The sequence below is a fragment of the Variovorax paradoxus B4 genome, assembly GCF_000463015.1.
Taxonomy (GTDB): Bacteria; Pseudomonadota; Gammaproteobacteria; order Burkholderiales; family Burkholderiaceae_C; genus Variovorax; species Variovorax paradoxus_E.
In genome coordinates, this window is the sequence record NC_022247.1 from 2,969,506 (window position 1) to 2,986,505 (window position 17,000).

The following is a 17,000-nucleotide window of genomic DNA, read 5'->3' on the forward strand; positions in this document are numbered from 1 at the left end:
CTAGTCGTCTTTCGAACGCGAAGCGACGGCCTGCGCGATGAGCGCATTCATGTCGGCCGCACGCTCGGTGGTGCGGTCGAACAGGAAGTGCAGCGTCGGCACGGTGTGGATATGGAGGCGCTTGAACAGCCCGTTGCGCAGGAAGCCCGCGGCCTGGTTCAGCGCTTCGGTGGTCTCGGCCACGTCGCCCGTGAGCATGCTGAAGTAGATCTTCGCGTGCGCATAGTCGGGCGTGACCTCGACCGCCTGGATCGTGACCATGCCCACGCGCGGGTCCTTCAACTCGCGCGCGATCAGCTCCGTGAGATCGCGCTGGATCTGGTCGGCAACCTTGAACGCGCGGTTGGGGGCGGCGGCTTTTCTTTTCGGCATGGATACGGTCACATCGAACGCTTGTTACAGCGTACGGGCGATCTCCTTGATTTCAAAGAACTCGAGCTGATCGCCCTCTTTGATGTCGTTGTAGTTCTTGAGCTTGATACCGCACTCGAAGCCTTCGCGCACTTCGCGGACGTCGTCCTTCATGCGCTTGATCGAGTCGACTTCGCCGGTGTAGATCACCACGTTGTCGCGCAGCAGGCGGAAATGCGCCGTGCGGTTGACCGAGCCCGAGGTGATGTACGAACCTGCGACCGTACCGATCTTCGAGGCCACGAACACCGTGCGGATCTCGGCCGAGCCGATGATTTCCTCGCGGCGCTCCGGTGCCAGCATGCCCGACATCGCGACCTTGATCTCGTCCACGGCGTCGTAAATGATGCTGTAGTAGTTCAGCTGCACGCCATTGCCTTCGGCCAGCTTGCGCGCACCGGCATCGGCACGCACGTTGAAGCCGATCACGATCGCCTTCGAAGCGATCGCGAGGTTGATGTCGCTTTCGCTGATGCCGCCCACGCCGGCGTACACGATCTGCACCTTGACCTCTTCGGTCGCCAGCTTGAGCAGCGACTGGGCCAGCGCTTCCTGCGAGCCCTGCACGTCGGCCTTGATGATGATGCGCAGCGTCTGCACTTCGCCGGCCGAGAGGTCGGTGAACATGTTCTGCAGGTTCGCGGCCTGGGCCTTCGCCAGCTTGGTGTTGCGGAACTTGCCGGCACGGTAGGTGGCGATTTCGCGCGCACGGCGCTCGTCGCTCATCACCATGAACTCGTCGCCCGCCTGCGGCACTTCGGTCAAGCCTTGGATCTCGACCGGAATCGAGGGGCCGGCCGACTTGATGGTCTTGCCGTCTTCGTCGAGCATGGCGCGCACGCGGCCATAGGTCGAACCTGCCAGCACCACGTCGCCGGTCTTGAGCGTGCCGGACTGAACCAGCACGGTCGCGACCGGGCCGCGGCCCTTGTCGAGCTGCGCTTCGATGACCAGGCCCTTGGCAGCGGCATCCACCGGCGCCTTGAGCTCCAGCACTTCAGCTTGCAGCAGCACCTGCTCGAGCAGCTCGTCGATGCCCTGGCCCGTCTTGGCGGACACCGGCACGAACGGCACGTCGCCGCCGTACTCTTCGGGCACGACCTCCTCGGTCACCAGTTCCTGCTTCACGCGGTCCGGGCTGGCATCGGGCTTGTCGATCTTGTTGATGGCAACCACGATCGGCACACCAGCGGCTTTCGCGTGCTTGATGGCTTCCTTGGTCTGGGGCATGACGCCGTCGTCGGCCGCCACCACGAGGATGACGATGTCGGTGGCCTGCGCACCACGGGCACGCATGGCCGTGAAGGCCTCGTGACCCGGGGTGTCGAGGAACGACACCATGCCGCGTTCGGTTTGCACGTGGTAGGCACCGATGTGCTGCGTGATGCCGCCGGCTTCGCCCGCTGCGACCTTGGCGCGGCGGATGTAGTCGAGCAGCGAGGTCTTGCCGTGGTCGACGTGGCCCATGACGGTCACGACCGGTGCGCGCGGCAGGGCTTCGGCGGTTTGCGCCGACACGTCCTCGTCGGTGAAGGCCTCGGGGTCGTCCAGCGCGGCAACGACCGCGTTGTGGCCCATTTCCTCCACCAGGATCATGGCGGTGTCCTGGTCCAGCGACTGGTTGATGGTCGCCATCTGGCCCAGCTTCATGAGCTGCTTGATGACTTCCTGCGCCTTGACGGCCATCTTGTGCGCGAGCTCGGCCACCGTGATGGTCTCGGGCACGTGCACTTCGAGAATGCGCGCCTCCACCGGTGCGGCCTGCACATGCTCTTCGTGGCCTCCGCGGTCATTGCTGCCGCGGCGGCCGCGCGGGCCTCCGCGCCAGTTGCCGCGGCCGACACCCCCGCTGGCATCGCCGCGGGTCTTGATTTCCTTCTTCTTGGCAGGATCGCCCGCCCAGCTCGACGAGAGCTTGGCCGACTTGACTTCCTTGCCGGCACCAGCGGCGCCAGGGGCTGCGGCAGCGCCCGGTGCGGCCGGCGCGCCGGGACGCGCTGCGGGCGCGGCCGGCTTGTGCAGCGTGCCCTTGACCGCGGCCTTTTCGGGCTGCGGCTTCTCGGGCGCCTTGTGCGGCACCAGCACGCGAGCCGGTGCGTTCATCATGGCGCGAATGGCTTCGGCTTCGGCGAGTGCCTTGCGGCGACGCTCGTCGAGGTCCTTGGCGCGGGCGGCTTCCTCGTCGGCACGGGCCTTCGATTCGGCGGCGGCCTTGGCCTTCGCGTCTTCCTTGGCTTGCGTGGCTGCCGTTTGCGCAGCCAGCTTGGTGTCGGCGGCCTCCTGTTCGGCGGCGGCTGTGGCGGCTGCAACAGGCGCGGCGACCGGCTTGGCCGCTTCCTTGGCAGGCGCGGCGGTGGCTGCGTCAGCGGCCTTCTTCTCGGCGGCGATGCGCGCGGCTTCCTGCTCCGCCTGCTCAGCGCGCTCGGCCTTTTCGGCCTGCTCGCGTTCGCGGGCTTCGGCTTCTTCGCGCAGGCGGCGCTTCTCGACCAGTTCTTCTTCCTGGCGGCGGATCAGCTCGGCCTGGCGGCGCGCCTCTTCCTCGCGGCGGGCCAGTTCGGCTTCGTCGATACGGGGCGCAGCGGGTGCCGCGGCGGGCGCTTCGGCCACCTGTTGCGCTTCGGGCGTGGCCGGGTGGCCGTCGTCGCGCTGGATGAAGGTGCGCTTCTTGCGCACCTCGACCTGGATGGTGCGGGCGCGGCCGGTGGCGTCGGCCTGCTTGATCTCGCTGGTCGACTTTTTCGTCAGCGTGATTTTCTTGCGCTCGGGCTCGGCGGTGCCATGGCTGGCTTTGAGAAAGCCGAGCAGGCGCTGCTTGTCAGCCTCGGTGAGTGCATCGGTGGGTGCCGCCTTGGGCACACCTGCACTCTTGAGCTGGTCAAGCAAGGTTTCGGGAGTCTTCTTGAGCTCGTTCGCGAACTCGGCGACAGTGGTACTGGACATATTGGTTTCGTGCCTCCATGACCATCACGCTTGGCCGGCGAACCAGTGTTCGCGGGCTTTCAAGATGAGGGCTTTGGCGTCATCGGCGCTGTGGCCGGTGATCTCGGTGAGTTCATCGACCGCGAGGTCGGCGAGGTCGTCGCGGGTGTGTACACCCGCCTCGGCCAGCTTGGGAATCAGCTCGGGGTCGAGGCCTTCGAGGTCGCGCAGATTCTGCGAGACGGTCTCGACGCCCTCTTCCTTGGCGATTTCCATGGTCAGCAGCGCATCCTTGGCGCGCGAACGAAGCTCGTTGATCGTGTCTTCGTCGAAGGCTTCGATCTCCAGCATTTCGGAGATCGGCACATAGGCCACTTCCTCGAGGCTGTTGAAGCCTTCGGAGATCAGGATGTCGGCGATTTCCTCGTCGACGTCGAGCTTTTCCATGAACAGCTTGCGGCTGGCGTCGGTTTCGCTCGCCTGCTTCTGGGCCGATTCATTGGCGTCCATGATGTTGATCTTCCAGCCCGTCAGGTCGGAAGCCAGGCGCACGTTCTGACCGCCGCGGCCGATGGCGATGGCGAGGTTTTCCTCGTCGACCACCACGTCCATGGCGTGCTTTTCTTCATCGACCACGATCGACGACACGTTGGCCGGAGCCAGGGCGCCGATCACGAACTGGGCCGGGTCCTCGCTCCACAGCACGATGTCCACGCGCTCGCCGGCGAGCTCGTTGGTCACGGCGTTGACACGCGTGCCGCGCACGCCGACGCAGGTGCCGATCGGGTCGACACGCTTGTCGTGCGAGAGCACGGCGATCTTGGCGCGCGAGCCGGGATCGCGGGCGCAGCTCTTGATCTCGAGCAGACCTTGTTCGATCTCGGGCACTTCCTGGCGGAACAGCTCGATCATGAACTCGGGCGCCGAGCGCGACAGGATGATCGGCGCGCCGCGAAGCGTCAGGTCGACTTCCATGATCATGGCCCGCACGCGGTCGCCGTTGCGCAGGTTTTCCTTGGCGATCATCTCGCTGCGGCGCAGACGCCCTTCGACGCGGCCGGCCTCCACGATGATGTCACCCTTGTCCAGGCGCTTGACGGTGCCCACGAAGATCTTGTCGCCGCGCGACATGAAGTCGTTGAGCAGCATCTCGCGCTCGGCGTCGCGGATCTTCTGCAGGATGACCTGCTTGGCAGCCATCGCGCCGATGCGGCCGATCGGAACCGAGTCCACCGCTTCTTCGATGTACTCGCCGACTTCGATGTCGGGCATTTCTTCCTTGGCCTCGAACAGGAGGATCTCCTGGTCGGGCAGCTGCAGGCCGGCCTCGTCAGGGACGACGTGCCAGCGGCGGAAGGTTTCGTAGTCGCCGCTGTCGCGGTCGACCGAGACGCGGATGTCCACGTCGCCCTGGTGGAGCTTCTTGGTGGCTTGCGCCAGCGCGGATTCGACCGCACCGAAAACCACGTCGCGCTCGACGTTCTTCTCGCGCGAGATCGCATCCACCAACATCAACATTTCGCGATTCATGCCACCCACTCCTCTAGTCAGTCCGGAACGTTCGTTCCGTCGTCAATATCCGAAAAACCCGGTTGGGTTTTGGCCCTGCGGCCCTTGAAATCCACAATTGGCGCGAGCCGCGCATCGCGCAACTCATCCAGCACGAAACCCAGCGCCTGCAACTTTGCAGGCGCGCGCTTCTTGCTGACTTTTTGACCCGGTTTCGGCTCAGGCGCATCGCTCCAGACGATTTGCCAGCCCGGGGCTCCGTCGGCCCCTTCCGCTTTTTCAGCACGCTCCAGCGTGCCGCGAAATTTCTTGCGGGTGGCAGACACCTGCCCCGCCGCCGCGGCACCCATTGGCGCCTTGAGCGTGATGTCGATCACCTCGCCCACGAAACGCTCGAAATCCTGCTCATTGCGAAGCGGACGGTCAATACCCGGCGAGGAAACCTCGAGCCGCTTGTAATCGACACCATCGACCTCGAGCGCAAACTGCAGTTGGCGCGTTACCTTCTCGCAATCCTCGACCGTCACGAAGGGCTCGGGAGTGCCTGCAGCCACAGCTTCCGAAGTGGGGGCAGTCCAGGGCAAATCAATTGTCACGCGCAGCAATCCCCCGGCCGAGCGTTCGATCTCGACCAGGTCGTAGCCGAGACCGGCAACGGTTTGTTCCACTGTCTGCTGCAATGCCACGTGTTCGAAAGTGCCTTGTAAAAATGCTTATGCGTGCCACCCGCCCGCCACGGGTGTCACGCATCGAAATTGCATAGACCAAAAAAACGGGCGGTTGGTACCCGCCCGTTTGGTCGTGAGCCTCGAATTATATGCTATTCCCGTGATAAATGAAGTGGCTTGGCCTGCTCAAAGGACCACTTTGCGCCGGGATTTTGACCAGACCAAGGCAAACAGCACCGAACCGAGCGCCAATGCGCCTGCCGCCACCAGCAGCGGAAGCTGGAAAGATCCGGTTCGCTGGGCCAGCGGCGCGGCAAACAGCGGGCCGATGATCTGCCCGACCCCATAGGAAGCGGTCGCATAGCCGATCAGCCCGGCCGCCGCATTCCCGCGCAGCCGGCGCGCATCCCGCATTGCAAAAAGGGTGATGGCCGTGAACGGCATGCCGAGCAGCAGGCTGCCAAGCGCAAAGCCGACGATGGTGGGCCACGCCACCGACAGCACCACGCCCAGCGCCTGCAGCGCATAGGCCGCCGCCAGCAACAGGCGGTTGTCCCAGTGGATGGGTGCGCGGGCGCCGATCAGGGCCCCCGGGATGATCGCCAGCCCGAACAGCGGCCAGAAGAAGTCGGGCCATGGCGAGCCCGGCAGCGCCTGGCGCGCGATCACCGGCAGGAAGGTCGCGGTGATGATGTAGCCGAAGCCGGCCAGCCCGTAGAGCGCGACCAGCCAGACGGCGTCGCTGCGCGCAGAAGGCGGTGCAGCCGTACTTGCGGGGGCGGCCGGCGGAGCCGCGGAGCCTTCGGCCGCTGGCAGTTCGCCGTCGTCGAACACGCGCCAGATCGCCGCCACCAGCACCACCGCCAGCAGGCCCAGGCCGATCCATCCCGCCTCGGAACCCCAGCGCCCCAGGGCACCGCCGAGCAGGCCGGTCATCGCGATGCCGATGCCGGGACCCGTGTAGATCACGCCGGCCAGGGCCGGGGAATTCGTCTCGGCCAGCCGACGCAGCCCCCACCCCGAGGCGAACACGAAGACCCAGGCGCTCATCACGCCGGCCGCCGCGCGCAGGATGCCCCAGCTTGTGAAGCTGTGGAGCACGCCCATGCCCACCAGCAGGACCGCCGTTGCCACCAGGCCGCCGCGCACCATGCTCTTGGCCTTGACCCCGATGGCGGCGCAGCTGACCGCGCCCAGAAAGTAGCCCAGGTAGTTGAGCGAAGCCAGCACGCCGCCGGCCTCGAGCTGGAGCTTTCCTTCGTGCAGCATGATCGGCAGCATGGGCGTGAAGGCAAAGCGCCCCAGGCCCATGGCAACGGCCAAGGTCACCATGCAGGCCAGCGCCGCGCGCCAGGCACCGCGCCTGCCCTGTCTGATCTCCGACATTTCCTTCGATCCCGTTGTTCTATTCCAGTAGCGCGGCGGCCACCAGTTTCTTTGTGTAAGGGTGCTCGGGCGCGTCGAGCACGCGCTCGACGGGGCCGGCTTCGAGAATGGCACCATCCTTCATCACGATGACCTGGTGCGCCATGGCGCGGATCACTTCCACGTCGTGCGTGATCAGCAGGTAGCTCAGGCCCCGCTCGCGTTGCAGGCGCTGGAGCAAACCCAGCACCTGCTTCTGGATCGTCACGTCGAGGGCGCTGGTGGGCTCGTCGAGCACCAGCAGCTGCGGATCGACGATGAGTGCGCGCGCAATCGCGAGCCGCTGGCGCTGTCCACCCGAGAACTCGTGCGGATAGCGGTCGAGCAGCGAGGGAAACTGCGCCTCGTTCAAGCCCACGTCGGCCAGCGCCGCCAGTGCCCTTGCGCGGCGCTGTGCCGTGTCGAGTTCGGTCGCGTGCACGCGCAGTCCCTCGCCCACGATCTGCTCGACCGTCATGCGTGGCGAGAGCGAGGAGAACGGGTCCTGGAAAACCACTTGCATGACCCGCCGCAAGGCCAGGTCGGAGCTCCGGTCCACCGCCCAGCCCTTGCCGTCCACTTTCAGCGCACCCTGGTGCTTCAGCAGCCCGAGGGCAGCCAGCGCCAGCGTGGACTTGCCCGATCCGGACTCGCCAACCACGCCCAGCGTTTCACCCGGCGCAATGCGGAAATCCGCGTTCTGCACCGCGACGAATTCGCCCTTGCGGAACCAGCCGGCGAAACCGGGCCGGGGCACCGGGTAGCCCACGCGCAGGCCCGTGGCCTCGAGCACCGGCCGCGCGTCGGCACCCGTGGGCACGGCGGTGACATCGCGCTCGGGATGGCTGTCGATCAGCCTGCGGGTGTAGGCGTGCTGCGGCGCCTCGAACACGGCAGCCACGGCGCCTTGCTCCACGATGTGGCCGTCCTCCATCACGGCGACCCGGTCGGCGAACCGGCGCACGAGGTTGAGGTCGTGCGTGATCAGCAGCACGGCCATGCCATGCCTGCGCTGCAGATCGGCGAGCAGCTCCAGGATTTGCGCGCGCACCGTGACGTCGAGCGCGGTGGTCGGCTCGTCGGCCAGCAGCAAGCGCGGCTTGCAGGCGAGCGCCATGGCGATCATGGCGCGCTGGCGCTGGCCGCCCGAGAGCTGGTGCGGAAACGCCCGCGCCCGCCGCTCCGGCTCGGGAATGCCGGTGTCGGCCAGCAGCTGCACGGCGGCCGCCTGTGCCGCGCGCGCCGACAGGCCCTCGTGCAATTCGAGCACCTCGGCGATCTGGTCGCCCACGGTATAGAGCGCGTTGAGGGCGGTCATCGGCTCCTGGAAGATCATCGCGATCTCCTTGCCGCGGATGCCGCGCAGCTCCCGCTCCGGGATCGAGAGCAGATCGCGCCCGTTCGGTGTATTTGCGGAATCGAACAGCTTCGCCATGCCGGCCACGTCGGCGTTCTGTGCCAGGCGCAGCAGCGACAGTGCCGTCACGGTCTTGCCCGAACCCGATTCGCCGACGAGCGCGAGCTTTTCGCCCGCGCCGATGCGGAAGTCGATGCCATGCACCACCTCCTTGCCGCCGAAGGCCACGCGCAGCTCTTTCACGTCCAGCAGCGGCTGGTGCTTCATCTCGCTCACTTGTCGGCCTTCCGCGGATCCAGGGCATCGCGCAGCGCGTCGCCCATGAAGGTGAGAAGCATCAGCGTCACGACCAGCACACCGAAAGTGGAAATCGAAATCCACCAGGCATCGATGTTGGCCTTGCCCTGACTCAGCAGTTCGCCGAGCGACGGCGTGCCCGGCGGCACGCCCAGGCCCAGGAAATCGAGCGAGGTCAGCGCCAGGATGGCCGCGCTCATGCGAAACGGCAGGAAGGTGACGACCGGCACCATGCTGTTGGGCAGGATGTGGCGCCACATGATCTGCAGATTCCCCACGCCCAGCGCGCGCGCGGCGCGCACGTAGTCCATCTGGCGGTTGCGCAGGAACTCGGCGCGCACGTAGTCGGCCAGGCCCATCCAGCCGAACAGGCTCAGCAGGATCAGCAGCAGCGCCACGCTGGGCGCGAAGATCGCGCTGAAGATGATCAGCAGGTAGAGCTCGGGCATCGATGCCCAGATTTCGATGAAGCGCTGGAACGCGAGGTCGATCTTGCCCGCGAAGTAGCCCTGTACCGCCCCCGCCGCCACGCCCAGCACGGTGCCAATGACGGTCAGCGCCAGGCCGAACAGTACGCTCACGCGAAAGCCGTAGATCAGCTGCGCCAGCAGGTCGCGGCCGCGGTCGTCGGTGCCGAAGAAGTTGTCGCCCGATGGCGCCGCGGGATTGGGTTGCGAGGCGAAATAGTTCAGCGTGCGCGGGCCGTAGCGGTTGGGCGCATAGAGCGCCCAGTTGGAGCCCTCGGTGATGCGCTTCTGGATGAAGGGATCGAGGTAGTCGGCTGGCGTCTCGAAATCGCCGCCGAAGGTTTTCTCGGAGTAGTCGCGCAGTACGGGGAAGTAGGTCTGCCCGTCGTAGCGCACGACCAGCGGCTTCTCGGTGGACAGCAGCTCGGCGAACAGGCTCAGCACCACCAGCGTCGAGAAGACGACCAGGCTCCAGAACCCCAGCGGATTGCGGCGGAAGCGGCGCCAGGCGCGGCGGCCCGGGCTCGCGGAAACAACGGCGGCGCTAGTCAAACTTGACCCTCGGATCGACCCAGACGTAGCAGAGGTCGGAAATCAGCTTGGTGACCAGGCCGATCAGCGTGAACAGGTAGAGCGTGCCCAGCACCACGGGATAGTCGCGGCGGATCACGCTCTCGTAGCTCAGAAGGCCCAGGCCGTCGAGCGTGAACAGCGTCTCGATCAGCAGCGACCCGGTGAAGAACGCGCCGATGAAGGCCGACGGGAAGCCCGTGATGATCGGGATCAGCGCATTGCGGAACACGTGCTTCCAGAGTACCTGCCGCTGCGACAGCCCCTTGGCGCGCGCCGTCAGCACGTACTGCTTGCGGATTTCCTCGAGGAAGGAGTTCTTCGTCAGCATGGCGGTGACGGCAAAGCTGCCGAGCACCATCGACGTCACCGGCAGCGCGATGTGCCACAGGTAGTCGACGATGCGCGCGCCCCAGTTCATGCTTTCCCAGTTGGGCGACGTGAGACCTCGCAGCGGAAACCACTGCAGTTGCCCGCCGAAGATCACGAGCAGCGCCACGCCCAGGACGAAGCCCGGAATGGCATAACCGATCAGCACGATCAGCGTGGTGACGAAGTCGAAGCGCGTACCGGCCCTCACGGCCTTTGCCACGCCGAGCGGCACCGCGATGAGATAGCTGATGAAGAAGGTCCAGAGGCCGAGGCTGATGGACACCGGCATCTTCTCCTTGATGAGCTGCCAGACGTCCTTGCGCTGATAGAAGCTGGTGCCCAGGTCGAAGCGCGCGAACGACTTCAGCATGGTCCACAGGCGTTCATGAGCAGGCTTGTCGAAGCCGTAGAGCTTCCGGATGTCCTCGACGCGCTGCGGGTCGAGGCCCTGGCGGCCACGGTAACCCGCCCCGCTGGACGCGGCCCGCTCGCCGCCCGAATCGCGCCCCTGCAACTGCGCCACCATCTGCTCGACCGGGCCGCCGGGCACGAACTGGATCACGCCGAAGGTGATGACGAGCACGCCCAGCAGCGTGGGGATCATCAGCAGCAGGCGCTTGAGGATGTAGCTGGTCATTCGGTGTTCATGTCCGGTGCGGCCGCGTCATTTGTTGTCGGGCGAAGCCCACCACGTGGTGAGCGCCCAGTCGCCGGCATCGTAGTACGGCGGAAGGGTCGGCGGCAGCACGAACGGCGCCGACCGGTAGCCGACCAGGAACGCGTTGCCGTAGTACTGCGGAATCGAGTAGTAGCCGTTGGAGAGCACCCGGTCGAGCACGCGCATGGCCGTGGCCAGCTCGGGCCGCGTGGTGGCCGCCAGCACCTTGCCGACCACCGCATCCACGGCCGGATCGGCAATGCCCCAGATATTGGACGAACCCGGCGTGTCGGCCGCCTTGGAGCCGAACAGCTCGAGCAGCTCGCCGCCCGGCGCGCTGTTGCCGGGCAGGCGCAGCGAGGTCATCTCGAAGTCGAAGTTCTGCATGCGCTGCTGCGAGAGCGAGAAATCGACCGTGCGGAACGTCATCTCGATGCCGAGCTTGCGCAGCGCCGTCTGCAGCGGCGTCACGACGCGGATCAGCCCGGGCTGGTCGTTGAGGAACTCGATCGTGAAGGCCTCGTTCTTCGCGTTGCGCAGCGCGCCGTCGCGATAGGTCCAGCCAGCCTCTTCCAGCAGCGCCCTCGCCTTGCGCAGATTCTCGCGCAGGCTGTCGGGCGGCGCCGTGCTCGGCGGCTGCGGGGCCGGGCCGAACACCTCGGGCTTGAGCTTGCCGCGCAGCGGCTCCATCAGCGCCAGTTCGTCGGGCTTGGGCAGGCCCTCGGCATGGAACTCGCTGTTCGGAAAGTAGCCCTGCACCCGCGTGTAGATGCCGTAGAACAGCTGGCGGTTGAGCCACTCGAAATCCATCGCCAGACCAATGGCCTGCCGCACGCGCGCGTCCTTGAACTTGTCCTTGCGGATGTTGAACACGTAGCCCTGGAAGTCGCCCGGGTTGTGATTTTCGAAGGCGCGCTTGACGATCTCGCCGCTGTCGAACTGCTTGCCCTTGTACTGGCGCGCCCAGTTGCGCGAGGTGAATTCGCGCATGAAGTCGAACTCGCCGGCCTTCAGCCCCTCGAAGCGCGCGGTCTCGTCCAGGTAGACCCGGAAGGTGACGCGATCGAAGTTGTAGAGCCCCTTGCGCACCGGCAGGTCTGCGCCCCAGTAGTCGGCGCGGCGCACATAGGTGATGTCGCGGCCCAGGCGGTCGCTGGCCGGCTTGTAGGGGCCGGAGCCGATCGGCATCTCGGTGACGATCTGGTCGAAGGGCTTGCCCCCGCCCCATTGGCGGCTGAAGACCGCCATGCCGCCGATCACCAGCGGCAGTTCGCGGTTCGGGCTCGCAAAGTCGAATCGCACGACGCGCTCGCTGGTGGCCGTGGCCTTCTTCACTTCGGCGTAGATGGTGCGGAACTGCGGCGCGGCCAGCGGGCCGGTCAGGGTGTTGAACGAGTGCACCACGTCGGCCGCCAGCACCGGCGAGCCGTCGTTGAAGCGCGCCTTGGGGTTCAGGCGGAAGGTGGCCGACAGGCGGTCGGGCGCCACCTCGACGTCTTCGGCAAGCAGGCCATAGACCGTGGTCGGCTCTTCGGAATTGCCCGTCATCAGGCTCTCGAACATCAGCGAGCCGATGCCCGAGGGCGCCGTGCCTTTGAGCGTGAACGGATTGAGCTTGTCGAAGTTGGTCGGCCGCGTGGGCGGCACCATCCGGATCTCGCCGCCCTTGGGCGCATCCGGATTCACATAGCTGAAGTGGGTGAAGCCCGGCGGGTATTTGATGTCGCCGAACTGCGCGTAGGCATGGGCGGCCCATGAAGGAGCCGCCGAGAGCGCCAGAAAAAGAAGCAGCCAAACCCGCATGCGAGAATTCTGCCCAAGATTTTCACGAGGCAACTTCATGGGCTTTCTTTCCGGCAAAAAACTGTTGATCACCGGCGTGTTGAGCAATCGCTCCATTGCCTACGGCATAGCCAAGGCCTGTCACGAACAAGGCGCCGAGCTTGCTTTCAGCTACGTCGGCGAGCGATTCAAGGACCGTATCACCGAATTCGCCGCAGACTTCGGCTCCAAGCTTATTTTTGACTGCGACGTGGGCGACGACGCGCAGATCGACAAGCTGTTCGCCGATCTGGCGCAGACCTGGCCCAGGTTCGACGGGTTCGTGCACAGCATCGGGTTCGCGCCGCGCGAGGCCATCGCGGGCGACTTCCTCGAAGGGCTCTCGCGCGAGGGCTTCAAGATTGCGCACGACATCAGCGCCTACAGCTTCCCCGCCATGGCCAAGGCGGCCCTGCCCTACCTCAACGACAAGTCGGCGCTGCTGACGCTGACCTACCTCGGCGCCGAGCGCGCGCTGCCCAACTACAACACGATGGGCCTGGCCAAGGCCTCGCTCGAGGCGTCGGTGCGCTACACCGCGGCTTCGCTCGGTCCCAAGGGCATGCGGGTCAACGGCATCAGCGCCGGCCCGATCAAGACGCTGGCGGCCAGCGGCATCAAGGGCTTCGGCAAGATGCTGTCCGCCGTGGCCGACGCCTCTCCCATCCGCCGCAACGTGACCATCGAGGAAGTCGGCAACGTGGCCGCCTTCCTGCTGAGCGACCTGGCCAGCGGCGTCACCGCCGAGATCACCTATGTGGACGGCGGCTTCAGCAACGTCGTGGCGGGCATGGCCGAGTAATCGATTGGCAACGGCCTCTTGCTGAACAGACGTTCCCTCCTGCTCGCCGGCCTCGGCGCGCTGGCGGCCCGCGTGGCCGCCGCGCGCGAGGCCGCGCCGGCATTGATGCTGGCCGAGGTCTACCGCCCCGGTATGTCGCTGGCCGACTACTGGGTCAGCGAAAAATTCGACGGCGTGCGCGGCTACTGGGACGGCCAGCAGCTGTGGACGCGCGGCGGCGAACCGGTGGTGGCGCCCGCCTGGTTCATCGCGCCGCTGCCGAAGCAGCCGCTCGACGGCGAACTGTGGGCCGGCAGGGGCCAGTTCGCGCACGCAGTTTCCACCGTGCGCAGCCAGACACCCAGCGACACCGCCTGGCACGGCATGCGCTTCATGGTGTTCGACCTCCCGGCCCAGGGCGGCGATTTCACGGCGCGGCTGGCTGTCTTGCGCAAGCTGCTGCCGATCACCGATGCGCCGTGGGTGGTGCCCGTGCCGCAGGAGCGCGCAACCACCCATGCGGAGCTGCAGGCCCTGCTCGCCAAGACGGTGAAGATGGGCGGCGAAGGCCTGATGCTGCACCGGGGTGGATCGCTCTACCGTGCCGAACGCAACAGCGACCTGCTCAAGGTCAAGCCCCACGACGACGCCGAGGCCCGGGTGGTCGGGCACATGCCCGGCAAAGGCCGGCACAGCGGCCGATTGGGCGCACTGCTGGTCGAAACCCCCGAGGGCAGGCGCTTCAAGCTCGGCAGCGGCCTGACCGACGCCGAGCGCGAGAACCCGCCCGCTGTCGGAAGCTGGGTGACGTACCGCTACAACGGCACCAATCCGGGCGGCCTGCCCAGGTTCGCCCGCTTCATGCGGGTGCGCAGCGACCTGCCCTCCTGAGGCGCAGCGCGCCTGCTGCGCGCGCCTCCTTGTCGATTACTTCTTCGGCGCGGCCACGCAGTCCGCGTAGTACCGCTTCTTGCCGGTTTCGTCGACGCGCGCCACCAGGCCATGGATGTCGGTCTCGAAGCCCGGGCACTGCGAGTTGAACTCGCGCGAGAACCGGAGGTAGTCGACGATCTTCTTGTTGAACACCTCGCCCGGAATCAAGAGCGGAATGCCCGGCGGGTACGGCGTGATCAGACTGGTGGTGATGCGGCCTTCGAGCTCGTCGATCTCCACGCGCTCGGTCTTGCGGTGCGCGATGTGGGCGAAGGCATCGCTCGGCTTCATGGCCGGCGTCAGGTCGCTCAGGTACATCTCGGTCGTCAGGCGCGCCACGTCGAAGCGGGCGTACAGCTGGTGGATGTGCTGGCACAGGTCGCGCAGGCCCAGGCGCTCGTAGCCGGGATGCTGCTGGCAGAACTCCGGCAGGATGCGCCACATCGGCTGGTTGCGCGCGTAGTCGTCCTTGAACTGCTGCAGCGCCGTGAGCAGCGTGTTCCAGCGGCCCTTGGTGATGCCGATGGTGAACATGATGAAGAAGCTGTAGAGCCCGGTCTTCTCCACGATCACGCCGTGCTCGGCCAGGAACTTGGTGACCACGCTGGCGGGAATGCCGGTCTCGGCGAAATTGCCTTCGAGGTCGAGGCCGGGCGTCACGATGGTCGACTTGATCGGGTCGAGCATGTTGAAGCCATCGGCCAGCTCGCCGAAGCCGTGCCAGTTGCGCGGCGACTTCTTGTTTTTCGGCTTGCCGTTCTTCTCGCCCGTCATGATCCAGTCTTCGGCGCGGCCGATGCCTTCGTCGACGAGCTTCTCGGGGCCCCAGACCTTGAACCACCATTCGTCCTTGCCGAACTCGTCCTCGACCTTGCGCATCGCGCGGCGGAAGTCGAGCGCCTCGAGAATGCTTTCCTCCACCAGCGCGGTGCCGCCGGGCGGCTCCATCATGGCCGCGGCCACGTCGCAGCTTGCGATGATCGCGTACTGCGGGCTGGTCGACGAGTGCATCAGGTAGGCCTCGTTGAACAGGTCGCGGTCGAGCGCACGGTTCTGCGAGTCCTGCACCAGCACGTGGCTGGCCTGGCTGATGCCCGCGAGCAGCTTGTGGGTCGACTGCGTGGCAAACACCAGCGACTCCTTGGGCCGAACACGGCGCTTGCCCATGGCATGGTAGGCGCCGTAGAACGGGTGGAAGGCGGCATGCGGCAGCCAGGCCTCGTCGAAGTGCAGCGTGTCGACGTAGCCGTCGAGCATGTTCTTGATGGTCTCGGTGTTGTAGATCACGCCGTCGTAGGTCGACTGGGTGAGCGTCATCACGCGCGGCTTGACCTTGTTGGGGTCCACGTCGGCGAGCAGCGGATTGGCCTTGATCTTGGCCTTGATGGCGCTCTGCTCGAACTCGCTCTTCGGAATCGGGCCGATGATGCCGAAGTGGTTGCGCGTGGGCTTCATGAACACCGGAATCGCGCCGGTCATGATGATCGCGTGCAGGATCGACTTGTGGCAGTTGCGGTCGACCACCACCACGTCGTCGGGTGCCACCGTGTGGTGCCAGACCATCTTGTTGCTGGTGCTGGTGCCGTTGGTCACGAAGAAGCAATGGTCGGCGTTGAAAATGCGCGCCGCATTGCGTTCGCTGGCCGCCACCGGGCCGGTATGGTCGAGCAGTTGGCCGAGTTCTTCCACCGCGTTGCAGACGTCGGCGCGCAGCATGTTCTCGCCGAAGAACTGGTGGAACATCTGGCCCACCGGGCTCTTCAGGAACGCCACGCCGCCCGAATGGCCCGGGCAGTGCCACGAGTACGAGCCGTCTTCCGCGTAGTCGATCAGCGCCTTGAAGAACGGCGGCTGCACGCCTTCGAGGTAGCTCTTGGCCTCACGGATGATGTGGCGCGCCACGAACTCCGGCGTGTCCTCGAACATGTGGATGAAGCCGTGCAGCTCGCGCAGGATGTCGTTGGGGATGTGGCGCGAGGTCTTGGTTTCGCCGTAGATGTAGATCGGCACGTCGGCGTTCTTGCGGCGCACCTCGCCGATAAAGCTGCGCAGGCTCAGCACGGCGGGATCGAGGTCGGGGCCGACCGTGAATTCCTCGTCGTCGATCGACAGGATGAAGGCGCTGGCGCGGCTTTGCTGTTGCGCGAACTGGCTCAGGTCCCCGTAGCTCGTGACGCCCAGCACCTCGAAGCCCTCGCTTTCGAAGGCCTGCGCGAGCGCGCGAATACCGAGGCCCGAGGTGTTTTCGGAGCGGAAGTCCTCGTCGATGATGACGATGGGGAAGCGAAATTTCATGAGCAGGGCTCCGGACAGGCAATGAGGCGCGAAGTGTACGGAATTCGGATGAAGGATTGAGTCAGGTTTTGACACAGAATGTCGTGCATTCACCAAAGAGGAGAAGTCATGGCGAATTCCACCATCTGGTGGCTGATAGCGGGGGCCGCCATCGTGCTGGAGTTGCTTTCCGGCACGGTTTACCTGTTGCTGCTGGCGACCGGTTTCGCGGCGGCAGCCATTGCGGCGCATCTGGGCGCAGGCACCGTCGCGCAACTGGTGGTGGCGGCCGTCGTCGGCGTGGGGGCAGTCCTGGTCTGGTATGCCGTTCAGCGCCGGCGGCCGGCCCCGCGGCCCACAGCATCGAACCGCGATGTCAATCTGGACATCGGCGAGACCATTCACGTCGAGGCATGGAACCCCGACGGCACCGCCACCGTTCGTTATCGCGGCGCCCAGTGGACCGTGATTCCGCGCGCGGGCCAGGCCCCCACCACCGGCGAACACCGCGTGGTCGAGGTTGTCGGCAGCCGGCTCGTGGTCGACAAGACCTGATCAG

13 protein-coding genes are annotated in these 17,000 nt (G+C 66.0%); 3 read left to right on the forward strand and 10 right to left on the reverse strand.

What is annotated here, in order from left to right; translation table 11 throughout:
• From rbfA to VAPA_RS13865, 9 genes are all read right to left on the reverse strand, one after another.
• Positions 1-372: a 30S ribosome-binding factor RbfA gene (rbfA, locus tag VAPA_RS13825; RefSeq protein ID WP_021007399.1), complete on the reverse strand. Its 372-nt coding sequence runs from the start codon at positions 370-372 to the stop codon at positions 1-3.
• A 24-nt stretch (positions 373-396) separates the two neighbouring features.
• The gene (gene infB / locus VAPA_RS13830; protein WP_021007400.1) at positions 397-3,351 is read right to left on the reverse strand and encodes a translation initiation factor IF-2; all 2,955 of its coding nucleotides are present in this window, start codon (positions 3,349-3,351) and stop codon (positions 397-399) included.
• 24 nt (positions 3,352-3,375) lie between these two features.
• The gene (nusA, locus tag VAPA_RS13835) at positions 3,376-4,860 is read right to left on the reverse strand and encodes a transcription termination factor NusA (protein ID WP_021007401.1); all 1,485 of its coding nucleotides are present in this window, start codon (positions 4,858-4,860) and stop codon (positions 3,376-3,378) included.
• 17 nt (positions 4,861-4,877) lie between these two features.
• Positions 4,878-5,525, reverse strand: a complete 648-nt coding sequence (gene rimP / locus VAPA_RS13840; protein ID WP_021007402.1) for a ribosome maturation factor RimP — start codon at positions 5,523-5,525, stop codon at positions 4,878-4,880.
• A 168-nt stretch (positions 5,526-5,693) separates the two neighbouring features.
• Positions 5,694-6,893, reverse strand: a complete 1,200-nt coding sequence (locus tag VAPA_RS13845) for a YbfB/YjiJ family MFS transporter (RefSeq protein WP_021007403.1) — start codon at positions 6,891-6,893, stop codon at positions 5,694-5,696.
• Positions 6,894-6,912: 19 nt separating this feature from the next.
• The gene (locus VAPA_RS13850) at positions 6,913-8,535 is read right to left on the reverse strand and encodes an ABC transporter ATP-binding protein (protein WP_196232572.1); all 1,623 of its coding nucleotides are present in this window, start codon (positions 8,533-8,535) and stop codon (positions 6,913-6,915) included.
• A 5-nt stretch (positions 8,536-8,540) separates the two neighbouring features.
• On the reverse strand, positions 8,541-9,584 hold the full coding sequence (locus tag VAPA_RS13855; protein ID WP_021007405.1) for an ABC transporter permease: 1,044 nt from the start codon (positions 9,582-9,584) through the stop codon (positions 8,541-8,543).
• Positions 9,577-10,611 carry a microcin C ABC transporter permease YejB gene (locus VAPA_RS13860; RefSeq protein WP_021007406.1) on the reverse strand — a complete coding sequence of 345 codons (1,035 nt, stop codon included), beginning with the start codon at positions 10,609-10,611 and terminating at the stop codon, positions 9,577-9,579. The genes VAPA_RS13855 and VAPA_RS13860 overlap by 8 nt, the downstream gene beginning before the upstream one ends.
• 27 nt (positions 10,612-10,638) lie before the next feature.
• Positions 10,639-12,435 carry an extracellular solute-binding protein gene (locus VAPA_RS13865; protein ID WP_041946112.1) on the reverse strand — a complete coding sequence of 599 codons (1,797 nt, stop codon included), beginning with the start codon at positions 12,433-12,435 and terminating at the stop codon, positions 10,639-10,641.
• Positions 12,436-12,472: 37 nt separating this feature from the next.
• On the opposite strand from VAPA_RS13865, the gene fabI reads away from it, so the two are divergent.
• A complete protein-coding gene (fabI, locus tag VAPA_RS13870; RefSeq protein ID WP_021007408.1) occupies positions 12,473-13,255 on the forward strand; it encodes an enoyl-ACP reductase FabI in 783 nt (260 codons plus the stop codon).
• Between the two features lie 18 nt (positions 13,256-13,273).
• Entirely contained in the window at positions 13,274-14,125 is an 852-nt protein-coding gene (locus tag VAPA_RS13875) for a DNA ligase (protein WP_021007409.1), read from the forward strand.
• Between the two features lie 36 nt (positions 14,126-14,161).
• On the opposite strand, the gene VAPA_RS13880 is transcribed toward VAPA_RS13875, so the two are convergent.
• A complete protein-coding gene (locus VAPA_RS13880) occupies positions 14,162-16,462 on the reverse strand; it encodes an arginine/lysine/ornithine decarboxylase (RefSeq protein WP_021007410.1) in 2,301 nt (766 codons plus the stop codon).
• 108 nt (positions 16,463-16,570) lie between these two features.
• Here VAPA_RS13880 and VAPA_RS13885 point away from each other — a divergent pair, with 108 nt between their 5' ends.
• Complete coding sequence (locus tag VAPA_RS13885) at positions 16,571-16,996, forward strand: NfeD family protein (RefSeq protein WP_021007411.1); 426 nt, start codon at positions 16,571-16,573, stop codon at positions 16,994-16,996.
• The last annotated feature ends 4 nt before the right edge of the window (positions 16,997-17,000 follow it).